The 22,139-nt window shown below is 72.5% G+C and carries 22 protein-coding genes; 9 read left to right on the top strand and 13 right to left on the bottom strand.

Features of this window, described 5'->3' with window-relative positions:
* Nucleotides 1–205: 205 nt before the first annotated feature.
* Nucleotides 206–1,156 (top strand): 1-phosphofructokinase family hexose kinase, encoded by a 951-nt coding sequence (locus tag BUE30_RS08510; RefSeq protein WP_073328532.1) that lies wholly within the window; start codon nt 206–208, stop codon nt 1,154–1,156.
* On the opposite strand, the gene BUE30_RS08505 is transcribed toward BUE30_RS08510, so the two are convergent.
* From BUE30_RS08505 to BUE30_RS08485, 5 genes are all read right to left on the bottom strand, one after another.
* Nucleotides 1,153–1,584: a DUF1801 domain-containing protein gene (locus BUE30_RS08505; RefSeq protein WP_073328528.1), complete on the bottom strand. Its 432-nt coding sequence runs from the start codon at nt 1,582–1,584 to the stop codon at nt 1,153–1,155. The two genes, BUE30_RS08510 and BUE30_RS08505, sit on opposite strands and share 4 nt — an antisense overlap.
* Before the next feature lie 73 nt (nt 1,585–1,657).
* Entirely contained in the window at nt 1,658–2,245 is a 588-nt protein-coding gene (wrbA, locus tag BUE30_RS08500; protein WP_073328523.1) for an NAD(P)H:quinone oxidoreductase, read from the bottom strand.
* A 120-nt stretch (nt 2,246–2,365) separates the two neighbouring features.
* The gene (locus tag BUE30_RS08495; RefSeq protein ID WP_244526313.1) at nt 2,366–3,244 is read right to left on the bottom strand and encodes a C40 family peptidase; all 879 of its coding nucleotides are present in this window, start codon (nt 3,242–3,244) and stop codon (nt 2,366–2,368) included.
* Entirely contained in the window at nt 3,241–4,629 is a 1,389-nt protein-coding gene (locus BUE30_RS08490; RefSeq protein WP_073328519.1) for a leucyl aminopeptidase family protein, read from the bottom strand. Before BUE30_RS08490 ends, BUE30_RS08495 begins: the two co-directional genes overlap by 4 nt.
* A gap of 359 nt (nt 4,630–4,988) precedes the next feature.
* A complete protein-coding gene (locus tag BUE30_RS08485) occupies nt 4,989–5,417 on the bottom strand; it encodes a hypothetical protein (RefSeq protein ID WP_073328515.1) in 429 nt (142 codons plus the stop codon).
* 162 nt (nt 5,418–5,579) lie between these two features.
* Here BUE30_RS08485 and BUE30_RS08480 point away from each other — a divergent pair, with 162 nt between their 5' ends.
* On the top strand, nt 5,580–6,236 hold the full coding sequence (locus BUE30_RS08480) for a carbonic anhydrase (protein ID WP_073328510.1): 657 nt from the start codon (nt 5,580–5,582) through the stop codon (nt 6,234–6,236).
* A gap of 692 nt (nt 6,237–6,928) precedes the next feature.
* Here BUE30_RS08480 and BUE30_RS17770 read toward each other — a convergent pair.
* The 4 genes from BUE30_RS17770 to trpS all read right to left on the bottom strand — a co-directional run bounded on the left by BUE30_RS17770 (nt 6,929) and on the right by trpS (nt 11,244).
* Nucleotides 6,929–7,099, bottom strand: a complete 171-nt coding sequence (locus BUE30_RS17770; protein ID WP_170865627.1) for a hypothetical protein — start codon at nt 7,097–7,099, stop codon at nt 6,929–6,931.
* A 452-nt stretch (nt 7,100–7,551) separates the two neighbouring features.
* Nucleotides 7,552–8,574 (bottom strand): aspartate-semialdehyde dehydrogenase, encoded by a 1,023-nt coding sequence (locus BUE30_RS08475; RefSeq protein ID WP_073328506.1) that lies wholly within the window; start codon nt 8,572–8,574, stop codon nt 7,552–7,554.
* A 147-nt stretch (nt 8,575–8,721) separates the two neighbouring features.
* Nucleotides 8,722–9,900 (bottom strand): MFS transporter, encoded by a 1,179-nt coding sequence (locus tag BUE30_RS08470; RefSeq protein WP_073328501.1) that lies wholly within the window; start codon nt 9,898–9,900, stop codon nt 8,722–8,724.
* 330 nt (nt 9,901–10,230) lie between these two features.
* Complete coding sequence (gene trpS / locus BUE30_RS08465) at nt 10,231–11,244, bottom strand: tryptophan--tRNA ligase (RefSeq protein WP_073328496.1); 1,014 nt, start codon at nt 11,242–11,244, stop codon at nt 10,231–10,233.
* Between the two features lie 110 nt (nt 11,245–11,354).
* Here trpS and BUE30_RS08460 point away from each other — a divergent pair, with 110 nt between their 5' ends.
* Nucleotides 11,355–12,068 (top strand): rhomboid family intramembrane serine protease, encoded by a 714-nt coding sequence (locus BUE30_RS08460; protein ID WP_073330186.1) that lies wholly within the window; start codon nt 11,355–11,357, stop codon nt 12,066–12,068.
* Here BUE30_RS08460 and murJ read toward each other — a convergent pair.
* On the bottom strand, nt 12,065–13,651 hold the full coding sequence (gene murJ, locus BUE30_RS08455; RefSeq protein ID WP_073328493.1) for a murein biosynthesis integral membrane protein MurJ: 1,587 nt from the start codon (nt 13,649–13,651) through the stop codon (nt 12,065–12,067). The two genes, BUE30_RS08460 and murJ, sit on opposite strands and share 4 nt — an antisense overlap.
* Nucleotides 13,652–14,267: 616 nt before the next feature.
* On the opposite strand from murJ, the gene BUE30_RS17765 reads away from it, so the two are divergent.
* The 4 genes from BUE30_RS17765 to BUE30_RS08435 all read left to right on the top strand — a co-directional run bounded on the left by BUE30_RS17765 (nt 14,268) and on the right by BUE30_RS08435 (nt 17,339).
* Complete coding sequence (locus tag BUE30_RS17765) at nt 14,268–14,573, top strand: bactofilin family protein (RefSeq protein ID WP_073328489.1); 306 nt, start codon at nt 14,268–14,270, stop codon at nt 14,571–14,573.
* Between the two features lie 95 nt (nt 14,574–14,668).
* On the top strand, nt 14,669–15,151 hold the full coding sequence (locus BUE30_RS08445; RefSeq protein ID WP_073328485.1) for a VOC family protein: 483 nt from the start codon (nt 14,669–14,671) through the stop codon (nt 15,149–15,151).
* Between the two features lie 641 nt (nt 15,152–15,792).
* Nucleotides 15,793–16,653, top strand: a complete 861-nt coding sequence (locus BUE30_RS08440) for a branched-chain amino acid aminotransferase (protein ID WP_073328481.1) — start codon at nt 15,793–15,795, stop codon at nt 16,651–16,653.
* Nucleotides 16,654–16,739: 86 nt separating this feature from the next.
* A complete protein-coding gene (locus BUE30_RS08435; RefSeq protein WP_244526312.1) occupies nt 16,740–17,339 on the top strand; it encodes a YqaA family protein in 600 nt (199 codons plus the stop codon).
* A gap of 4 nt (nt 17,340–17,343) precedes the next feature.
* On the opposite strand, the gene BUE30_RS08430 is transcribed toward BUE30_RS08435, so the two are convergent.
* From BUE30_RS08430 to BUE30_RS08420, 3 genes are all read right to left on the bottom strand, one after another.
* A complete protein-coding gene (locus BUE30_RS08430; RefSeq protein ID WP_073328475.1) occupies nt 17,344–18,102 on the bottom strand; it encodes an ABC transporter permease in 759 nt (252 codons plus the stop codon).
* The gene (locus tag BUE30_RS08425) at nt 18,099–19,034 is read right to left on the bottom strand and encodes an ABC transporter ATP-binding protein (protein WP_073328471.1); all 936 of its coding nucleotides are present in this window, start codon (nt 19,032–19,034) and stop codon (nt 18,099–18,101) included. The genes BUE30_RS08430 and BUE30_RS08425 overlap by 4 nt, the downstream gene beginning before the upstream one ends.
* Before the next feature lie 91 nt (nt 19,035–19,125).
* Entirely contained in the window at nt 19,126–20,139 is a 1,014-nt protein-coding gene (locus BUE30_RS08420) for an ABC transporter substrate-binding protein (protein ID WP_073328467.1), read from the bottom strand.
* Nucleotides 20,140–20,378: 239 nt separating this feature from the next.
* Here BUE30_RS08420 and BUE30_RS08415 point away from each other — a divergent pair, with 239 nt between their 5' ends.
* Nucleotides 20,379–21,551, top strand: a complete 1,173-nt coding sequence (locus BUE30_RS08415; RefSeq protein ID WP_083601276.1) for a hypothetical protein — start codon at nt 20,379–20,381, stop codon at nt 21,549–21,551.
* A gap of 121 nt (nt 21,552–21,672) precedes the next feature.
* Complete coding sequence (locus BUE30_RS08410; RefSeq protein ID WP_073328463.1) at nt 21,673–22,128, top strand: universal stress protein; 456 nt, start codon at nt 21,673–21,675, stop codon at nt 22,126–22,128.
* The last annotated feature ends 11 nt before the right edge of the window (nt 22,129–22,139 follow it).

The following is a 22,139-nucleotide window of genomic DNA, read 5'->3' as shown; positions in this document are numbered from 1 at the left end:
AGGGTCGCAAATACCGTCCCCGGCCGCCACGGGCGCCGCGCCGGGACAAGGGGCTCGCCGCGCCGCACGCTCCGACAAGGGAAATGCGGGCGCCAGCCCGCTCCGCCGGATCGCCCGTCCCGGCCGGTCGCCCCTTCCGCCCCTTGCGCCACGGGCCCCCAGCGGTAAGTCTCCCCCCGACGTCCTGACGGCAAAGGCCCGCCCCATGCGCGACATCCTCACGGTGACCCTGAACCCCGCGCTCGACCTCGCGACCTCGGTCGCCCACATGCAGGCCAACGTGAAGCTGCGCTGCGGCCCGCCCGAGATGGATCCCGGCGGCGGCGGGCTGAATGTCAGCCGCGCGATCCGGCTGCTCGGCGGCGAGAGCCGGGCCTTCGTCTCGATCGGCGGCGATACCGGCCAGGCGCTGCTGAAGCTGCTGCACGATTTCGGGCTGACCCCCGTCGTCCACGACGCCCCGGGCGAGACGCGGCAATCGCTCGCCGTGACGGACCTGTCCTCGCACGACCAGTTCCGCTTCATGCTGCCCGGGCCCGACTGGTCCCGCGGCGACATCGACAATGTCCGCCGCGCCATCCGCGAGGCGGCTCCGACGGATGGCGGCTTCCTCGTCCTGTCCGGGTCCGGCCCCTCCGGCGCGGCGCCGGACCTCTACGCCAGGATCTGCCAGGATTTCGCCGATACCGACGTGAAGATCGTGCTCGACACGTCCGGCCCCACCCTCGCCCATCTCGCCGCGGGACAGGAGAAGCCCCCCTTCGTGCTGCGGATGGACGGGCACGAGGCCGAGGAGCTGGCGCGCCGCCCGCTCGCCAGCCGCAAGGACAGCGCGCTCTTCGCCCATACCCTCGTCGGGCGCGGCGCGGCCGAGGTGGTCATCGTGGCCCGCGACGCGGACGGATCCGTGCTCGCGGTCGAGGGGCGGCTCATCCATGTCGCGGCGGCCAAGGTCGACGTGGTGAGCAAGGTCGGGGCGGGCGACAGCTACATGGGGGCCTTCACCATGGCGCTGGCGCAGGGCAAGTCCCTGGACGAGGCGATGAGCTACGGCGCCTGCGCGGCGAGCGCGGCGGTGATGAGCCCGGGCACGCAGCTCTGCGCGAAGGAGGATTTCGACCGCCTCCTGCCGGAATGCGTGGTGACGGAGCTCTAGGGCGCCGCCCGGACGGGCCAGCGCCGGCCGAGATCGGCGAGCCCGGCCGCGATCAGCTCGGCCAGCACGTCCGTGTCCACGCGATCGAGCCGCCCGAGATAGAGGCAGGACTTCCCCGTCCTGTGCGGGCCGACCCGGGACAGGATCGTGCCGAACTCCGCGTAGCCCGGCAGGATGTAGACGACCATGTTTGCCCGGCGCGGGGCGAAGCCGGTGGCGAGGAACGTGCCCGAACGACCGCTCTCGTAGCGGTAATCGTAGGCGCCGTAGCCGATCATCGACGGCCCCCACATCGCCGGCGCCCACCCGGTCACCTGCCGGAAGATCGCGTCCAGCCGGATGGCATCGACGCGCCGGCCCTCGGGCTCGACCCCCGCGATGTACTCCTCGACCGGAACGCCGGTCGGCCGCGTCGAATTCTCCGCCATGACCCGAGCCTAACACGAAGAAGGGGCTGCCGCGGCAGCCCCTTTTCGTCGCTCGGGTGCGCTGCGTCGCGGCTCAGCCGTTCACCTTGCCGGCGATCTCCACGAGACGCTTCGCCTGGTAGGAGATCGACTTGCGGCCGGTCTCGCTGACCTCGCCCGGCTGCTGGGAATAGCCGTAGGGGTTGCCGCCATCCTCGAACTTGACCGGATCGGCATAGCCGGGCGCGACGATCACGGCGCCCCAGTGCATGACCGAGATGTAGAGGTTCAGCATGGTCGTTTCCTGACCGCCATGCACGTTCATGGCCGAGGTCATGCCGGTGACCGCCTTGTTCACGAGGCCGCCGGACTGCCAGAGCGGGCCCAGCGTGTCGATGAAGGCGCGGGCCTGGCTCGCCATGCCGCCGTAGCGGGTCGGCACGGACCAGAACTGGCCGTCGGCCCATTTCAGGTCGTCGGGGGTCACGACGGGGATGTCGGCCTGGCGCGCGGCTTCTTCCTTCCAGGCGTCCTGGCCGTCGATCACCTCCTGCGGGGCGGTCTCGGCGATGCGGCGCAGCCGCACCTCGGCGCCGGCGGATTCGGCGGCCTCGGCGGCGACCTTCGCCATCGCGTGGTTGGTGCCGTAGGTCGAGTAGAAGAGGACGAGGATCTTGGTCATTTCGGGGACCGCTCCTGTGATTGGGACGTCTTGCGGGGCAGACCTAGCGCCCGGCCGACCGCTCGTCATCGCCGGCCCGCGCGGATCGACTGTGCGCCGGTGCAGGGCCGGCCCCGTTGCTCATCCGAGCCGGCGCCGGGTCCGGACCGGCCCATCCCCCGCCGCCGCGATCCGGGCGCAGGCGGCGTCCAGATCCTCGAAGGCGACGGCCATGTCGGTCGCGTTGGCGTGCAGGATCGTCTCGGCATCGGCCATCAGGGCGACATGCCCCTTCCAGAAGAGCAGGTCGCCGCGGCGGGGCGGCTCGCCCTCCGGCAGCACCTCGCCCACCGACTCCTCCTGCAGGTCGGCATCGCCGGGGCAGGCGATCCCGCAGGCCAGCAGCGCCCCCTGGACGAGGCCCGAGCAATCGATGCCGAAGCCGGAATTGCCGCCCCAAAGATAGGGCGTGCCGAGGAACAGCTCGGCCACCGCGACGGGATCCTGCGGCCGGACGTCGAGCGGGCGCAGATGCGCGGCCGGCAGGTAGACGGTCCGGTGCGGGTCGATGCCGTCGTCTTCGGTCCGCAGGCGCGCGGCCTCGCCCCAGCGGCCGCCCTCGTGCCGGGCCCCGACGGCGAGGCGGGTGCCGAACGAGACCGGCTCGGGCACCGCCCCCGCCTTCAGCTCCGGCACGTCGAAGGCGTAGCTCTGCCGCGTCGCGACGACGTGGGTCGGAGGGAGCGGATCCTCCCGCAGGTCGGCGGCGCGCATCCAGCCGACATAGCCGCAGCGCTCGGCAAAGCCGAAGCACCAGCCATCGCGCGCCTCCAGCACGACGAAGCCCTCGTGCAGGACCAGCTCGCGCTCGCGCGGACCGCCCGGCCGGGCGGCGAGCGGGGCGACGGTGCGGGTGCAGCCCATGCGCCGGCCGGGAATGCGGGTGCGGCCGGGGGCCTCGCCGCCCCACCCTTCCCAGACGATCCGGTCGGTGCCGGGGAACAGGCGCGGATCGGTCACGTGCGGATCATCTTCGGCAGGGCGGCGAGAAGGGCGCGCGCCCCCATCCCGACCCCGCCCTTCGGCCGGCCGGGGCGGTCGGACTGGTTCCAGCCGTAGATGTCGAAATGGGCATAGGCCCCCGCCCCGGCGAAGCGGCGCAGGAACAGGGCGGCGGTGATCGACCCGGCCATGCCGCCGCCGGGCGCATTGTCGAGATCGGCGATGCCGGGCTCGATCAGCGACTCGTAGGGCTCGTGGTAGGGCATGCGCCAGACCGGGTCCGCGACCTCGGCCCCCGCGGCGGCGATGGCGGCGGCGATCCGGTCCTCGGTCGCGTAGAAGGGCGCGATGTCCGGCCCGACCGCGACGCGGGCCGCGCCCGTCAGGGTGGCCATGGAGACCATGAGATCCGGCTCCTCCTCCGCGCCGAGCGCCAGCGCGTCGGCGAGGACGAGCCGCCCCTCGGCATCGGTGTTGTTGATCTCGACGCTCAGCCCCTTGCGCGAGGGCAGGATGTCGCCGGGCCGGAAGGCGGGGCCAGAGACCGAATTCTCCACCGCCGGGATCAGCACGCGCAGCCGTAGCGGAATCCCGAGCGTCATGATCATCCGCGCGAGGCCGAGGACGGTGGCGGCGCCGCCCATGTCCTTCTTCATCAGCGCCATCGAGGCCCCGGGCTTGAGGTTGAGGCCCCCGGTGTCGAAGCAGACCCCCTTGCCGACCAGGGTCAGCTTCGGCCCCCAGGCGCCCCAGCGCAGGTCGATGAGGCGCGGCCCGCGCGCGGCATCCGCGGCCCGCCCGACCGTGTGGATCAGCGGCAGGTTCGCATCGAGCAGCGCGTCGGCATGGGTCACCTCGACCCTGGCCGCGTGATCGGCGGCGAGGGCGCGGACCGCCGTCTCGAGCTCGGCCGGGCCCATGTCGTTGGCCGGCGTATTGATGAGATCGCGGGTCAGGCATTCGCCCGCGGCGATCGCCTCGATCCGCCCGGCATCGATGCCGTCGGGCGCGACCAGCCGGGCCTTGCGGGCGGGCCGCGATGCGTAGCGGTCGAAGACGTAGCTCTCGAGCAGCCAGCCGAGGGCGGCCTCCTCGAGGTCGGCCTTGTCGAGCGTGCCGCCCGCGATCTCGTAGGTGCCGGCCGGCAGGCGGCTGGCCCCCCGGCCGACGGCGAAGCGGTGGCGCCGCGACTCGCGGGGGCCGGTGCCGACCATCGCCATGGCGACCTTGCCCGACGCGTCGGGAATGGCGAGGCACTCGCCGGCGCCGGCGGCGAATCCCTGCGCCTCGACCCAGGTGCGGGCGATCTCGGGCAGGGCCGCGATCCGGGCGGACAGCCCCTCGGGCGAGACGGCGAAGAGGGGGATGCGCGGGTCCTGCGGGTCGGCGAAACTGGGTTGCATGGGGGGTCCTTCGGGCTCTGTCCCGGCGGGATCGAGGGGCCGGGCGGGGATCGGCGCCACCGTAGCGCCGCGGCGGGCAGCCGCAACCGGCGGGACGGGGGAACGGCCCCTCCCGCGGGGTCAGGGGCGGGGGGGCGTGCAGGACCGGGGGGCGGGAACCGGCAGGCGCGAATGGTCAGGTGGCACGACCCGCCGCGACGGGTCTGGCCCGGGGCCCGCGATACGGGGGGCGGAGGCTCGGTACGGCCCCGCAGAGTCAGGGGAGGGGACCCCAGGGCGCGCGGCCGGTCCGCATCCCGGGTCCGCCCGCCGGGGTCCTGCGCCCCGCCCCCGGCGCCGGTACGGGTGCGGGGGCGCGATCAGATCTGGCCGGTCAGGCCCAGCCCCGGCGGCAGGCCCGCCAGCGCCGCGCGGCAGAGCCGCGACAGCCGGGCAGAGGTGGCGGCGATCGCGGTCGGGTCGCGCCCCCCCACGCAATCGGCCAGGTTCAGCGCCGCCTCCCGCAGGCAGGGCAGGCCCAGATCGGCGGCCACGTCCGACAGCGCGACCGCCTGACGGGCGACGTCCCGCACCTCCCCCGCCTCGAGCGCGGCCCAGATCCGCAGGCGCGAGCGGACGAGGACCGTGCGAAGGCGGCGCAGTTCCTCCCGCGCGGGGCGGGTGCCCCGCTCGGCCGCCAGGCGCGTCAGCCTGGCCGGTTCGATACGCATCACCTCCGCGTGGACGAGATCGACCACGGCGCAGGGGGGCGGCGCCGGATCGGCGCGCACGTCCAGAGACGAAGCCATTCCCCGGCTCCTTCCATGTGTGACGCCCCTACCCGGGGCCGGTTCAACCACAACCGTCTTGCCAAATCCTTACCCCTGGCGGGTCCCCTGCGCGGCCCCTCGCCAATCGCGCCGCGGGGCCGTATCACAAAGGCCTACGACCGCCCCGACAGGAGCCTCGCCATGACCGACACGTCCCACGCGCGCCCGCTGCCCGAATACCTCATCCGCCGCTATCACGGCTGGAAGGCGACCAGCTACGAGGAGAACAAGGGCTGGTACAAACGCCTCGCCGACGAGGGACAGCGTCCGCGTGCGATGGTCATCTCGTGCTGCGACAGCCGCGTCCACGTCACCTCGATCTTCGGCGCCGACCAGGGGGAGTTCTTCATCCACCGCAACATCGCCAACCTCGTCCCGCCCTACGAGCCCGACGGCAAGCAGCACGGCACCTCGGCGGCCGTCGAATACGCGGTCACGGCGCTGAAGGTGGCGCATCTGATCGTCCTCGGCCATTCGTCCTGCGGCGGCGTGCAGGGCTGCTACGAGATGTGCGAGGGCCGCGCCCCCGAACTGGAAGAGACGTCGAGCTTCGTCGGGCGCTGGATGGACATCCTGCGCCCGCAGCATGGCGGCCTGCCCGAGGGCGACGACCCGACCCGCCTGCGCGCGCTGGAGAAGCGGGCCATCCTGGCGTCGATCGACAACCTGATGACCTTCCCCTTCGTCGCCTCGGCGGTCGAGAACGGATCCCTCACCCTGCACGGCGCCTGGAACGACATCTCGACCGGCGCGCTCGAGGTCTGGGACCCGGCCGACCGGGAGTTCCTTCCGGTCTGAACCGCCCCCCGGGGCGGCAGGGCCCGGACCCGCGATAGTGGCGAACGAAATGCCGCCCCCCGGGGGACCGAAGCCCGGGAGGCGGCGATACGGAACCGGCGGGATGAGGGCCGGTCCCGGTCTCGGACCCCCCCGGGGGGTGACCTTTTCGAGCGTCTGCCGGACGCCGGCACGTGGCCGCCGCCTGGGCGGCCGGACCGCCACCGGGCCGGGGCGGCGCCGCGCTGGCTTGCGGCCGGACGCGGCCCCCGGACGCGACCTCCGAGACGACCTCAGTCGGCGGAGGCGGGCCGCTCCTGCACGTCGCGGCGGTTGCCGAGGGCGATGGTGCGGTTGCGGCGGGCTTTTTCGGCGAGGGTCATGGGGGGCGTCCTTATCTACGCGGGGGGACTCGAAAACGAACGGGCGGGGCGTCAGCGGCGCGGGGCGCGACCGAACTCGGTGGAAAAGATGTTGCTTGTGCGGGCGCGCACGCCGGTCACGGCGACCTGGCGGTTGCGGCGGGCTTTCTCGGCGAGGGTCATGGCGTCTCTCCCTGTCCGGCGCGGATCAGCGGCGCGGGGCGCGGCCGAACTCGGCGGCGAAGATGTTGCTGGTGCGGGCGCGCACGCCGGTCACGGCGGCCTGGCGGTTGAGGCGGGCTTTTTCGGCGAGGGTCATGGCGGGTCTCCTGTCGGAAGATCGGATCGGGATCAGAGGCCGGCGGGACGGCCGAAGCCGGTCTCGCTGCGGAACGTGCGGGACACCTGGGTCCGGGTCACGTGCCGACGGTCGGTCACGGCCGAGGCGGCAGCCCCGAGATGCGAGGTCCGTTCCCGCAGGAGGGCGGGGGCGAAACGGGATTGGGCGATCATGCGAGACATCTGGATTCGGTCCTGTTGGTCATCGTGGGCCAACCAGCGGGCAGCGGAGTTGGTAGGGATGATTAAGGGGGGCATTTGCGGCGAGACTCGGGCCGTTCGCAGCCCAAGAAAAGCCAGAAACACGTCAAGCCATTGATCCTGAACGAAAACTTACCGAAAAATATTCTCGGAAAAGCCGTTCGGGCGCCCAAACCCTGCCAATCGGCCGATCTAGGGGCGTGGCACACACCACGTTTTTGACATGAAGCGGGGCCTGTGCCCCATGATCGCCACCATTGAAGGTGTCGGCCGATCCTGCCGGTGCGATCCCCGACCCGCTGCCCGTGGACCGAATCGCACTATCGTCATTCATAAGCTCGCGGGGCGAATCGCGGAACCTGCCGTTTAGGTCAGGTGGAGGCGGCCGGCCCCGGGGCGGGCCGCCCTGCGGCGCCGCCCCCCTGCGGCGGGCCTCAGCCCTTCTTCAGCGCGCGCTGGCCCAGCACCTCGGCGATCTGCACCGCGTTTAGGGCCGCGCCCTTGCGCAGGTTGTCGGACACGCACCAGAAGGACAGGCCGTTGTCGATCGTGGGATCCTGGCGGATGCGGCTGACGAAGGTCGCGAAGTCGCCGACGCATTCGACGGGCGTGACGTAGCCGCCGTCCTCGCGCTTGTCGACGACCATGATCCCCGGCGCCTCGCGCAGGATCTCGCGCGCCTCCTCCTCGTCGAGGAAATCCTCGAACTCGACGTTCACCGCCTCGGAATGGCCAACGAAGACCGGGACGCGCACGCAGGTCGCGTGGACCTTGATCGACTTGTCGATGATCTTCTTCGTCTCGGCCACCATCTTCCACTCTTCCTTGGTGGAGCCGTCCTCCATGAAGACGTCGATATGCGGTATCACGTTGAAGGCGATCTGCTTGGTGAACTTGGCGGCGGGGACGTCGGTGACCGGGTTGTAGATGGACTTCGTCTGGTCCCAGAGCTCGTCCATCCCCTCCTTCCCGGCGCCCGAGACGGACTGGTAGGTCGCGACGACGACCCGCTTGATCCGGGCGCGGTCGTGCAGCGGCTTGAGCGCCACGACCATCTGCGCGGTGGAGCAGTTGGGGTTCGCGATGATGTTCTTCTTCGTGTAGCCCATCACGGCGTCGGCATTCACCTCCGGCACGACGAGCGGAACGTCCGGGTCGTAGCGGTAGAGGCTGGAATTGTCGATCACCACGCAGCCGGCCTTCGCGGCGCGGGGGGCATGTTCCTTCGTCGCCTCGGATCCGACCGCGAAGAGGGCGATGTCCCAGCCGGCGAAGTCGAACTGCGCCAGGTCCTTGGTCTTCAGCGTCTGGTCCCCGAAGCTGACCTCGGTGCCCTGGCTCCGGCGCGAGGCGAGCGCCGCGATCTCGTCCACGGGGAATTCCCGCTCGGCGAGGATGTTGAGCATTTCCCGGCCCACGTTGCCCGTGGCGCCGACGACGACGACCCTGTAGCCCATTCGACTGGCCCCTTCTCCGACAAGACGTCCCCCGGGGGGACGGGGCGCTATATCGCGGGCGCTTCCCCCGCGAAAGGGGCTGTCGGGGAGAGGGCCGGTCGCGAGGGGCCCCGCCCGGCGGGGATCGCCCCAGGGGGCCCGGCGTCCTCAGTCCAACCGGTCGCGGGAGAAGAGGTACGCGACGAGACCGACCGCCAGAAGGGCCGCGTAGAAGACGAAGAGCCGGCGGAAGCCCTCCACCGGGTCCGCCCCCTGTCCTGCCCCGCCCTCGAAGACAGGGCCGGTGGCGAGCTGCATGATCCCCACCCCGCCGATCGAGAACAGATTGGCCAGCGTCACCCCCCGCCCCGCCAGGTGCGCGGGGGCGAAGGCGCGGGCATGGGCGACGATGGCCGGGTAGGACGCGCCCGCGGCGCCGACGACCATCAGGAGCGCTGTCGCGGCCCACAGCCCCGAGGCCGGCGCGAGGGCGAGCGCGAGGCAGGCACCCGCGCAGATCGCGTTGCCGCCGAAGATCACCCATTTGCGGGTGCCGAGCAGCCGGTCGAGCGGGCCGTAGGCGAAATTGCCCGCGATCATGGCGAGGCCCATCGCCAGCGTGACGGTCCCGATGGTCCCGGCATCGGCGCCGAAGACCTGCCCCGCATAGGGCCCGGCCCAGAGGCCGCGCAGGCTGGCCGCCGGCGCGTAGTTCACCGCCGCCAGCGCGAGGACGGGCCAGAGCGCGGGAATCCGCAGCAGGTCGGAAAGGCCGCCCGCCGTTCCGCCCGCGGCCCGCTCGGGGTCGCGGACGGTCAGGGCGATCAGCGCCGCCACGGCGAGCGACAGCACGGCGAGCGCCACGAGCGTCTCGCGCCAGCCGAAGGCCGTGGCCGCCCAGGCCATCGGCGCGGCGGCGGCGACGTTGCCGAGCGAGCCCAGCCCGATCACCGCCCCCGCCAGCGTGGCGAAGACCCGGGGCGGGTAGATCCGCGCGAAGATGTAGTACGACGCCATGAGCACCGGCGAGCAGCCGATGCCGAGCAGCACCATCCCCCAGGTCACGGCCCCCGGCCCCTGCGCCAGCGCGAAGACCGCCGCGCCCCCGCCCCCGCCCAGCGCCAGCAGCCAGGCCGCCGTCCGTCGCGGCCCGAGCCGGTCCAGCGCCCATCCGACGGGGATCTGCATCAGGGCGAAAACGAGGAACCAGAGGCCGGAGGCCGTGGCCAGCCCCTCGGGCGTCGCGCCGATCTCGGCGATCAGGGTCGGGGCCAGGACGGCGAGGAAGGCGCGGTAGAACTGCGACAGGGCATAGGCCACCACCAGGACCGCCAGTCCGACACGCATCGCCTCTCTCCCCCGGTCTTCCCGGGCGGCAGGTGGCACGAGGGGCGGGGTGCCGGCAAGGGGGCCGGCGCGCCCCGGGGCCTCCGGGGACAAGGCGAAGGGGGCTGGGCTTCGGGGGGAGGTTCATGTCGCGTCCGGCCCCGGGGGTCCGGGGCGGCGGCGATGTGGGGGGCGATGGCGCGGACCGTTCTTCCCGCCGTGCCCCGCCCCCCGGGCCGAAGCCGCGGGGGAAAAGGCGGAAGAGGCCGGGCTTCGAGGAAAGGTTGGTCCCGTCCGGCCCCGGGGCTGCGGGGCGGCGGCGATGGCCGCGCCCTCTCCCGCCCTGCGGGATCAGCGGCCGATCAGGCCCATGATCTCGGTCGTACGCTTCAGGATCGGGGCGGCGATGGCGCGCGCCCGCTCCGCCCCCCGTGCGAGGGTGCGGTCGATCTCGGCCGGGTCGTCCAGCAGGCGGCGCATCTCGCCCGAGATCGGGGCCAGCTTCTCCACCGCGAGATCGGCGAGGGCGGGCTTGAACGCGCCCCAGCCGGCACCCGCATGCTCGGCGATCACCGCCTCGGGGGTCATGTCGGACAGGGCCGCGTAGATGTCGACGAGGTTGCGCGCCTCGGGCCGGCCCTCCAGCCCCTCCGCCGTCTCGGGCAGGGGCTCGGCATCGGTGCGCGCCTTGCGGAACTTCTTCGCGATCGTGTCGGCGTCGTCGAGCATGTTGATCCGCTCCATGTCGGATTCGCCTGACTTGGACATCTTCTTGGTTCCGTCGCGCAGGTTCATTACCCGCATCGCCGGCCCCTCGATCACGGGCTGCGTCTCGGGGAAGAAGTCCACCTTGTAATCGTGGTTGAACTTCGCCGCGATGTCGCGCGTCAGCTCGACATGCTGCTTCTGGTCCTCGCCCACGGGGACGTGGGTCGCGTGGTAGAGCAAGATGTCGGCGGCCATCAGCGCCGGGTAGGCGTAGAGGCCGAGCGACTGCTTCTCGGCGTTCTTGCCCGCCTTCTCCTTGAACTGGGTCATCCGGTTCATCCAGCCGACCCGGGCGACGCAGTTGAAGAGCCAGGCGAGCTCGGCATGTTCGTGCACCGCCGCCTGGTTGAACAGGATCGACCGCTCGGGGTCGATCCCTGCGGCGAGGTAGCCGGCCGCCACCTCGCGCGTCATGCCCGGCAGCTCGGCCGGGTCCTGCCAGACGGTGATCGCATGCAGGTCGACGACGCAGTAGATCGTCTCGAAGTCGGTGTCCTGCATCTGCACGAAGCGCTTGATCGCCCCCAGGTAATTGCCGAGCTGCAGCCCCCCCGACGGCTTGATGCCCGAGAAGATGCGCGGGGTGAAATCGGTCATGGCGGGCCTCCGGGCAGCGCGGGCGCGGCTCTGGCGCCCGGACAACGCCTCGCTTACCCATGCCCCCGATGGGCGTCAACTTGGGGCGCCCCCGGCGCGAGGGCCCCGACATGCACGATCCCCGGAACGAGGACGACAGGGACGGCCCGGCCTTCGAGAGCCCGTTCAACGCGGTGCCGCCCGTCATCCTCGCCGTCGCGGCGCTGGCCGCGCTGATCGAGGCGGCCTTCTCGCTCGGCGCCTCCGGCCTCGTCGGGGGGCCGGGCGCGGTCGGGTGGCGGCTGGCGGCGGCGCGGGATTACGGCTTCTCGCCGCTGGTCTTCGACCAGATCCTCCTGGGCGATACCAGCCTGTCGATGTGGCAGCGCCTCGTCACCTACGCGCCGATCCACGGCTCCTTCACCCAGGCGCTGTTCGGGATCGCGCTGCTGCTCGCCCTCGGCAAGTTCGTGGGCGAGGTCTTCCACTGGGGCGCGACGCTGATCCTGCTGATGCTCACGACCGTGGCGGGCGCGCTCGCCTTCGGCGCGGTCTTCGACGGGCCGATCGCGCTGATCGGCCTCTATCCCGCGACCTACGGGCTGATCGGGGCGTTCACCTACCTGCTCTGGACGCGGCTCGGCGCGGATGGCGGCAACCGGCTGATGGCCTTCCGCCTGATCGGGGTGCTGATGGGGCTGCAGCTGGTCTTCACGCTGCTCTTCGGGTCGAACCCGACCTGGGTCGCGGACGTGGCGGGCTTTGCCGCCGGGTTCGCCGCCTCGATCCTGCTGGCCCCCGGGGGCTGGACCGCCTTCCTCGACCGGATGCGGCGCCGGACCTAGCGGCGGACGGCGCGCCGCAGGTCGGTGATCCGCATCCCGCCGAAGAGGTGGGCGAGGGCGAAGTAGCAGACGATCCCCCCCCCGACGAGCAGGGCGAGCGCCGGGTACCGCGAGACAGGCGAGCCGAGCCAGGTGATCAGCACGACCTGCAGCAGCCACAGGATCACGCCCATTCCCGCGCTGGCCAGCGCGATGCGCCAGATCCGCGACCGGAACCGCGCGTCGAGCCGCGCCGCCGGGCCCATCCGGCGCGCCCCGGCCCAGAGCAGGCCGACCATCGCCCAGCCGGCCAGGGTCGTGGCCAGCGCCGCGGCGGCGAAGCCGATGACGGGCGACAGGCCGATCGCCACGGCCGCGTTCACCACCATCGCCCAGACCGCGTAGCGGAACGGGCTGCGCGTGTCCTCGCGGGCGTAGAAGAGCGGCTGGTAGCATTTCTGCAGCACGAAGGCCGGCAGGCCGAGGCCGTAGATCATCACCGCCAGCGCGGTGGCCGCCGCGTCGTCCGGCCCGAAGGCGCCGCGCTGGAACAGGACGCTGACCAGCGGCATCGGGATCACCAGCAGCGCCACCGTCGCCGGCAGGGTCATGGCGAGCGAGAATTCCGCGGCGCGGGAGAAGGCGCCCTGCCCCCCCGCCTCGTCCCCCGCGCCGAGGCGGCGCGACAGGTCGGGCAGCAGGACGATCCCGACCGCGATGCCGATCACCCCCAGCGGCAGCTGGTAGAGCCGGTCGGCATAGCTGAGCCAGGCGACCGCGCCGTCGAAATGGCTGGCGACCTGCCGCCCGACGAGGAGGTTGATCTGCACCACCCCTCCCGCCAGCAGGGCGGGCACGGCGATCACGGTCAGCCGCCGCAGGTCCGGGGTCAGGCGCGGCCGGCGCCAGGCCATCGCGAAGCCGGCGCGGCGCGCGGCCCACCAGACAAGCAGCAACTGCACGAGCCCCGCGATCGGGACCGAGGCGGCGAGCGTCGATCCGGTCTGCAGCCGCAGCAGCTTGTCGAGGCCGAGGCCGAACGCGTTCTCGACCGGCACGCCGAGCAGCCGCCCGCCCAGCAGCGCCACGATGAAGACGACGTTCAGCAGGACCGGCGCGGCGGCGGCGGCGGCGAAGCGCCCCGTCGCGTTGAGCACGCCCGAGAGCAGCGCCGCGAGCGAGATGAAGAGGATGTAGGGAAAGGCGATGCGCCCGTATTCCACGGCGAGGCCGAAGCGCTCGTCCCCCGCGAAGCCGCTCGCCATCAGCCAGACGAGCCCCGGCATCGCGACGATCCCGATCACGGTGAAGAGCGTCAGCAGCGCCGCCATCGCGACGAAGGCCTCCTGCGCGAAGCGCTCGGGCTGCTCGCCGCTTTCCAGCTTCTTGGCGAACATCGGCACGAAGGCCATGTTGAACGCGCCCTCGGCGAAGAAGCGCCGGAACATGTTCGGCAGGGAGAAGGCGATCAGGAAGGCTTCGGCCACCGGCCCCGTCCCGAGGATCGCCGCCATCAGGATGTCGCGCGCGAAGCCGAGCACGCGGGACATCAATGTCCAGACTCCCACGGTAAGGAAGCCGGTGACGAGGCGGATCGGTTTCATGGGGCGGGGGGGTCCTGTCCGGGTGCCGCGCCTCATAGCGCCATCGGGGCGGCGCGGGAAGCGCCGGCGATGCCGGGCCGGGTCGGCCCGCCGAGGAGTCCGGGCGCGCCGCCGGGGGGCCGGCCGGACAGGCCCGTGCGGGGGCCGGGTGGTGGCGTCCCGCCCGACGGCGAGGGGCAGCCGGGCCCGCCCGTGTCGGGTCCGGGTGGATGCGACGCACCCTCCGACGAGGGGCCGCCGGACATGCCCGTGCGGGGTGGGCTGCACCCACCCTCATCCGCCCCGGCCGAGACCCCCCGCAGGGTGGGTTGCCCCCCCCCCCGCCCACCACCTCCCTCCGCCTCGCCTTTCCCCCGCCCCTTCGCACGGCCCACCGGCGGGAATTCCGGGCGGGCCCCACTCTTCCCGATACATGGGGTCCGCCGGGCAATCCCCTCCGCCGGGCGGGTGCGCCCCACCCCGCCCCGATCCCGGCCGGGCCGCCCTCGCCCCCTCGCCCCGGTCCGACCGGCGCTTTCCCGTCACGCCGGCCGCCCCTGACCCCGCGGGGCGCTCGCATTGCGGCGCGGCCCGTGCCATCGTCCCGCCCGACGAAGGAGCGCGAGGGAGAGGCGCGATGAGCAAGACCACGATCAGCGAGGAACTCACGATCGAGGGCGACGTGACCGGCCAGGGCACGATCGACGTGCGCGGCACGGTGATCGGCGACATCCGGGCGGGCGGGATCGACGTGCTCGTCGGGGGCCGGGTCGAGGGCCGCGTGACCGTCGACAGCGCCGAGGTGCGCGGCATCCTCAAGGGCGGTCTGCAGACCCGGACGCTGAACCTCTATTCCCAGGCCGAGGTCGAGGCCGATGTCAGCGCCGAGACGATGTCGGCCGAGCGCGGGGCGCGGCTGAAGGGGCGGGTGACGATCGGCTGAGGGCTGCGGCGGCGCAGGGGATCGGTGCGCCCGCGGCGGATGACGCGGGGGCGTCCCGCCCGTATCTGCGATGACGCATCGAGAGGAGCCGTCCCATGCCCTATACCGCCCCGGCCGATACGAGGGTCGGCCATGTCCATCTGAGGGTCTCGGACCTCGAGCGCGCGATCGACTTCTATTCGGGCGTGCTCGGCTTCGCGCTGACGCAGCGCTACGGCGCGCAGGCCGCGTTTCTCTCGGCCGGCGGCTACCACCACCATATCGGCCTCAACACCTGGGAGAGCCTCGGCGCCGGTCCGGCGCCGGCGGGGCATCCCGGCCTCTACCACTCGGCCTTCCTCTACCCGGACCGCAAGGCGCTGGGCGGGGTGCTGCGAAGCGTCGTGGAGGCGGGGATCCCGCTGGACGGGGCCGCCGATCACGGGGTGAGCGAGGCGATCTACCTGCGCGATCCCGACGGCAACGGGGTAGAGCTCTACCGCGACCGACCCGAGGCCGAGTGGCCCCGCGATGCCGCGGGCGCGTTGCGGATGGTCAACGCCCCGCTCGACCTGCAGGCCCTGCTGGACGAGGCCTGACAGGGGGCCGAGGGGCACCTGAGATCAGGCTGCCGGCGGGCCGTCCGACCGGGGCGCTCCGGGGGCCCGACCGGGACCGGGCCGGGGCCGGCTCGCGGACCTTCCGGGGTTCTGCCCGCCGGATGCCGCCCGCCGCCCCGGAGGCCGGCCTTCGTGGCGGGGCGTTCTTCACCCTTCCTTCACCTCGCGGGCCTAGGACCGGCAGCGGGCGTCGAACGCGCCCGCCAGAGGTCCGGCCGCGATTCCAGACGGCCGGCCGAGCGGCCAAAGCGCCGGCTCATCGGCTGTTCCCGCCGATCCGGCCCGCATCCCGGCATCGGCGGTGCGGGCCGTCCGGCGGGCCGGCCCGGCCGCCCCCTTCCGGCCCCCCGGCACGGCCCCCCCGCATCACGAACCCCGCGACAAGATCCCGTGTCAGGATTTTCCCCGGCGGCAGGATCCCCGCCGTCACGCCCCCGCCGGCGACCGTGGCCGCGCCCGTGGCAGCGCCCGCGACTGCGCCCGCGACTGCGCCCGTGACCGGACCGAGACCCCGCCCGTGCCCGTGCCCGTGCCAATGCCAGTGACCACACCCGTACCTCGGACTGGACCTCCCGGCGCGCCGCGCCTAGCGTCCGCCCGCAGCGAAGAGGGAGACGCCCATGGCCACCGGCACCGATATCCGCACCTGGTTCGACGGTCGGTGGCACGAGGGCGATCTTCCGGTGATGCGGGCCGCCGATCACGGCGCCTGGCTCGGCTCCTCGGTCTTCGACGGGGCGCGCCACGCGCGGGGCCGGGCCCCCGATCTCGGCCCCCATCTCGCGCGGGTGAACCGCTCGGCCGAAGCGCTGATGCTGCGCCCCACCCGTTCGGTCGAGGAGATGACGGAGATCGTGCGGGAGGGTCTCGCCCTCTATCCCGCGGAAGCGGCGATCTACATCCGTCCGATGTACTGGGGCATCCACGGCGACGCGACCGCCATCGTGCCGCAGCCCGAGGAGACGGGATTCGCGATCTGCCTCGAGGCGATCCCGCTGGCCCCGGAGGAGGCGAGCGTCACGCTGGGCCGCACCCGCTTTCGGCGGCCGACGCTCGAGAGCGCGGTCGTGAACGCCAAGGCCGGTTGCCTCTATCCCAACAACGCGCGGATGCTGGCCGAGGTGCGGGGCCGGGGCTTCCACAACGCGCTGGTGGCCGACGCGATGGGCAACGTGGCCGAGAGCGCGACCTCCAACGTCTTCATCGTGCGGGACGGGGCGGTCGAGACGCCGGTCGCGAACGGCACGTTCCTCGCCGGGATCACCCGGGCGCGGATCATCGACCTGCTGCGCCGCGACGGGATGGAGGTGCGCGAGACGGTCCTGACCTTCGACGACGTCGAGGCGGCGGACGAGGTCTTCCTCACCGGGAACATGAACAAGGTCACCCCCGTCACCGGGTTCGAGGCGCGCGCCTACCAGGTCGGCCCCGTCACCCGGCGGGCGCGCGACCTCTACTGGGACTGGGCCGCCACGGCCTGATCGGGACGGGACGGACGCCACGGCCCGATCGCGAACGGCCCGTCGATCCCCGGGGAACCGGCCGCGCGCGACCGGGTTTCGCCCCCGTGACGCAGGACAAAGACACCGAGAGCACCGCCGGCGCCCCCGACTGGACCGAGCGTCTCGCCCGGCACCGCACGGGCATGGCCGCGCTGTCCTTCGCCGAGAGCACGGTGGTGCCGATCCCGCTGGAGACGCTCGCCGTCCCGCTGATGGTCGGCCATCCGAAACGGTCGATCGCGATCGCCGTCGCGATCTGGATCGGCTGCCTTGTCGGGGCCTCGCTCTTCTACTTCGTCGGTCTGTGGCTGCGCGACCCGGTCGTGCTTCCCGCGATCGAATGGCTGGGGCTCACGCAGAGCTACGAGGATCTCGCCGCCGATCTCGAGGGGGGCGGGCTGTTCTGGACCGTGTTCCTCGTCTCGTTCTCGCCCGCGCCGATGCAGCTGGCGACCCTGGGGACCGGCGCGGTGCAGGGCAATTTCGCCGTCTTCTTCGCCGCCATCGCCGCCAGCCGGGGACTGCGATATTTCGGTCTCGCCCTGCTGGCGCAACTCGTGGGCGAGCGGCTGCGCAAGTTCGACATCTCGGTCGGGAAGATGGTGCCGATCATCGCCGGGCTGCTGCTCGGCGGCTGGGCGCTCTACGAGGTGCTGCCGATCTGAGGGCTCAGCCCTGCGGCCGCTCGGCCCAGCCGGCGAAGACCTTCTCCAGCGCGACGACGGCGTAGTAGAGCGCGATCCCCAGAACCGCGAGCGCGATGAGCACCGCGAACATCAGCGGGTAGTTCGAGTTCGTCTGACCCGACAGGAACAGCGCCCCCAGCCCGCGCCCGTGGGGCGAGACGATCTCGACCAGGTTGGTGCCGATGAAGGCGAGCGTCACCGCCACCTTCAGCGCGCCGAAGAACTCGGGCAGCGTCTTGGGCAGGGCGATCTTGCGGAAGATGGTGAAGCGCGACGCGCCGAGCGAGCGCAGGATGTCGCGGTATTCGGGCTCGAGCGTCGACAGGCCGATCCCCACGGACACGGCGATGGGGAAGAACGAGATGAGGAAGGCCATCATCACCGTGTTGAAATCGTGCTGCCCGATGAAGAGCAGCGCGAGGACGGGCACGAGCGTCGCCTTGGGGATCGCGTTGAACCCGACGAGCAGCGGGTAGAGCCCGTCGCGCGCGGTGCGCGAGAAGCCCATGATCATGCCCAGCAGCAGCCCGAACAGCACGGCCAGCGCCAGCCCCGCGACGGTGCGCCAGAGCGTCTGCCAGGCGCCGGTCAGGAACAGCCCCCAGAACCGCGCATAGGACTGCGGCAGGTCGGAGGGGGAGGCCATGACGTAATCCGGCCAGCCATTCGCCCAGACGAGCAGTTCCCACAGGGCCACGAAGAGGGCGAGCGCGGCGACGGGGACGGCGACCTTGCGGATCATCGCGCGGCCCCCCGCGTCGCGCCGTCGGGCGCGGTCTTCCGCGCCGGTCCGTCGGGCGCGCCGCCCGGCCCCCCCGCGTCCCGCGCGGCCCCCGGAGTCGTCAGGCCCTGCGCCGCGCTGCCGGGCAACAGGTCCGACCCGGTGTGGGCGGGGGGATCGTCCCGCCCCTGCGCGATCCTGATCTGGTCGCGCAGCAGGTGGAGCATGTCGCCCGCCCGCCTGTCGTAGAGGATGTCGATGGTCCGGTCCTCCGGCAGGTCGACATCGAGGACGTATTGCGTGCGCGCCGGACGCCCCGACAGGACGACGACCTGGTCGCCGAGGAAGACGCTCTCGCGCAGGTCGTGGGTGATGAGCACGCAGGTGAAGCGCTCCCTGGCGCGCAGGTCGCGCATCGTCTGCCAGAGGTCCTCGCGCGTGAAATTGTCGAGCGCGCCGAAGGGTTCGTCCATGATGAGGACGGAGGGGCGGTGCACCAGCGCCCGGCAGAGCGAGGCGCGCTGGCGCATGCCGCCTGACAGCTCGGAGGGACGCTTGCCCTCGAACCCGGCGAGGCCGACCATGTCCAGAAGCTCTTCCGCCCGGGCGACGCGCTCGGCGCGCGGCATCCGGGGGGCGACGATCTCGAGCGGCAGGATGACGTTGTCGAGGATCGACCGCCATTCCAGCAGGACCGGATTCTGGAAGGCCATGCCGACCGTCCTGCGGGGAGAGGTCACGCGCCTGCCCTCCAGCCGGACCTCGCCCTGGTCGGGCTTCATCAGGCCGGCGATCAGACGGGTCAGGGTGGACTTGCCGCAGCCGGACGGGCCGACGACGGCGCAGAACCGGCCCTCGGGCACGGACAGCTCCAGCCCGTCCAGGACGGGGAGCGGGCCGGCCTTTGTGCGGTACGCGTGGCGCACGCCGCTTATGGCGATGAGGTCGGTCATGGCAGCGGGCCTTCGGACGAGGAATCGGCCGGGCGAAGGCGCCGCCCGGCCGGACGGGTGCCGGCGGCAGGGACGCCGCCCGGCGGTCGGATCACTCCGCCGCGCTCAGCATCCGCGCCTCGGCGGGCGGCAGGTAGCTGTCGTCGAAGTAGAGCGCGGCATCGGGCTCGTTCTGGAACTCGTAGACGGTGCGCGTCTGTTCGATCGAGGCGTCCATCCGCGCGGGGTCGATCCCGCCGAAGCCGTTCTCCATCACCCAGTCGGTCAGGACGTTGGCGTCGATCGCCATCTGCAGGCGGCGCGTCTCCAGCTCGGCATCGGCGGCCGGGTTGCGCTCCATCAGGCTGGCGATGGCGGCGTCCGGGTCGTCGATGGCGGCCTGCCAGCCCTCGGCGATGGCGGTGAGGAAGCCGGTCACGGCCTCGGGATTCTCGGCCGCGTAGTCCGTGTTCACGATGATGGCGTTGCCGTAGAGATCGACGCCGTGATCGGCCATCAGCAGGACGGAGATGTCCTCTTCCGGCACGCCGAGACGGATCAGGTTGAGCGTCGAGGAGAACGAGAAGCCGGTCACGCTGTCCACCTCGCCGCTCGCCAGCATGGGCTCGCGCGTGGGAAAGCCGACCGGCTCGACCGTGATGTCGGCCATGTCGAGGCCGTTCTCGGCGGCGAAGATCGGGAACTGCGCCCAGGCTCCGTCGGGCGGCGGCGCGCCGAGGACCGATCCGGCGAGGTCGGCGGGGGTCTCGATCCCCTGGCTGATCCGGCCCACCACCGCGAAGGGCGGCTTGTCGTAGACCATCATGACCGGCACGACCGGCGCGCCGGGATTCTGGTCGAGGAAGCGCATCACCGAATTGATGTCGGCGAAACCGACCGGGAAGGCGCCGGTCGCCACCTTGGGGATCGCGTCGAGCGAGCCGTTGCCCTCGGTGATCGTGACCGACAGATCCTGCGCCTCGAACAGCCCCTGGTCGATGGCGAGCGTGTAGGGCGCGGCGGGACCCTCGAACTTCCAGTCGAGCGCGAAGGGCATCTCGGTCTGCGCGAGGGCGGCGGTCCCGGTCAGCGCCAGCGCGGCGCCGGCGACGATATGGCGGATCATCTGTCTCTCCCCTTGAATGACGTCGACCGACACCCTTCCGCCGCGGGGTCCCGCTGCGGAAGGGCATGGGCCGCACGGAGGGCGCCTGCGCGCGATGCCGGCCGGCGGACGCCCAAAACCCGGGCAGCTCGCCCGCCGTTTGGTCATCCCGAAAGACCACGGCGGAGTGGACCGGACGCCCGGCCCGGGTCTAGGCTGGACCCGACCGGGCCGTCAGAGACCGGCGAGAGGCATGGCAGATGTCAGCGACCCACGATCTCCGGGCCGATCCGCGCTGGCGCGCGGGCGGCCCCGTGCCGGCGCCACGGCCGCGCCGCGCCGGGCGCGACCGGCGGCGCCCCGCCCCCGCGCGCCGGATCCTCGCCGCCTGCCTTGCCCCCGTGCCGATCCTCGCCTCGGCCGCGCTGCTGCTCTGGACGCTGACCCTGTCGCCCTTCACCGCGCCGTTCGTCGAGCGCGGCACGCAGGAGGCGGAACTCGCGATCCGCACGGCGATGGCGCGCGAGGTCGATGCCGCCTGGGTCGCGGCGCGGCTCGACCGGGCGCTCGCGGCGGAGGATCTCGACGATGCGCGGCTCGCCCTGTCGCTGGCGGAGCGGTTCGGCGTGCCTGTCCGGGCGGACCAAGCAGAGGCGGTCGGCGCGATGGAGGCCGAGCTGACGGGACCCTGGGCGACGGCCACGGCCTGCGGGGCCTGTGCGGTCGACATCGCGTCCTGCCCGCGGCTCGACCTGCTGGCGATCTGCGGCGTGCCGGTGGAGATCAGCCCGGTGGGCGACGTGAACGCGCTCCGCCGCGCCGGTGTCGCCGCCTGGCGGGGGGAGGAGGTCGACCGCCTCGATGCCGGCCTCGCCGTGGCGGGGCTGGCCGCGACCGGGGCGGTACTCCTGAGCGGGGGCACCTCGGTGACGGTGAAGGCGGGGACCGGCCTGCTGCGGACGGCGCGGCGGCTGGGCACGCTGACGCCGGCCTTCCGCGCCAGCCTGGGGCGGCTCGCCGATATCGGGCTGCGGACCGACCGGATCCTGCCCTACCTGCTGGGCCGGACAGCGCTGGACGAGGTGGCCGACATGGGCCGCGTCGCCGCGCTGTCCGCCGTCGCCGCCGATATCGGCCGGGTGGCGGATCGCACCTCGCTGACCGATACCGCGCTGCTGCTGCGGCATGTCGACGGACCGGACGACGCCGCCCGGCTGGCCCGCGCGGCCGAGGCGATGGGCCCCGAGACCCGGGCCGCCTTCGACGTGCTGGGCAAGGCGCGGGTGTTCCGGGCGCTGGTGCGGTTGTCGGGCCTCGCCCTGCTCGCCGCCGGGATGGTCTATGCCCTGGCGCTGCAGGTGGCGCTGTGGTTGGCCGGGCGGTTCGGACGCCTGTTCTGGACCGCGCTGACCGAGGTGGTACGCGGCCGCTGATACGGGGCGCCGAGACGGGAAACTGATACGGGGCGCCGATCCCGGCCAGCGAAACCCACACGCCGCTCCCCGTTGCCCCGGGGCGGTGCCTGCTGCATGCTCCGCCGGCAGGGAGAGCAAGATGCGCAAGTTCCTCGTCATCCTCGACGACAGCCGCGAATGTCTGAACGCGATGCGCTTCGCCGCGATGCGCGCGAACCATACGGGAGGGGCGGTGACCATCCTGTCGGTGATCCCGCCCGACGAGTTCAACCACTGGATGGGCGTGGCCGAGATCATGCGCGAGGAGACGCGCGAGCGCATCCACGCCCATTTCGAGGTCTTCGCCAAGTGGATGCGCGACCGGCAGAACGTCGATCCCGAGCTGGTCATCCGCGAGGGCGAGCCGGTGGCGCAGATCCTCGCCCAGATCGAGGAGGATCCCGAGATCGGGGTGCTGGTCCTCGGCGCGGGGACGGACCGCAAGGGGCCGGGCCCGTTGGTGACCGAGCTGTCGCGCAGCGCCGGGTCGCTGCAGATTCCGGTGACGATCGTGCCGGGCGGGATGTCGAAGGAGCGGCTCGAGCAGGTTACCTGATCACCCGATCG

This window comes from Wenxinia saemankumensis, from assembly GCF_900141735.1.
GTDB lineage: Bacteria > Pseudomonadota > Alphaproteobacteria > Rhodobacterales > Rhodobacteraceae > Wenxinia > Wenxinia saemankumensis.
This window is presented reverse-complemented; position numbering and strand designations above follow the sequence as displayed.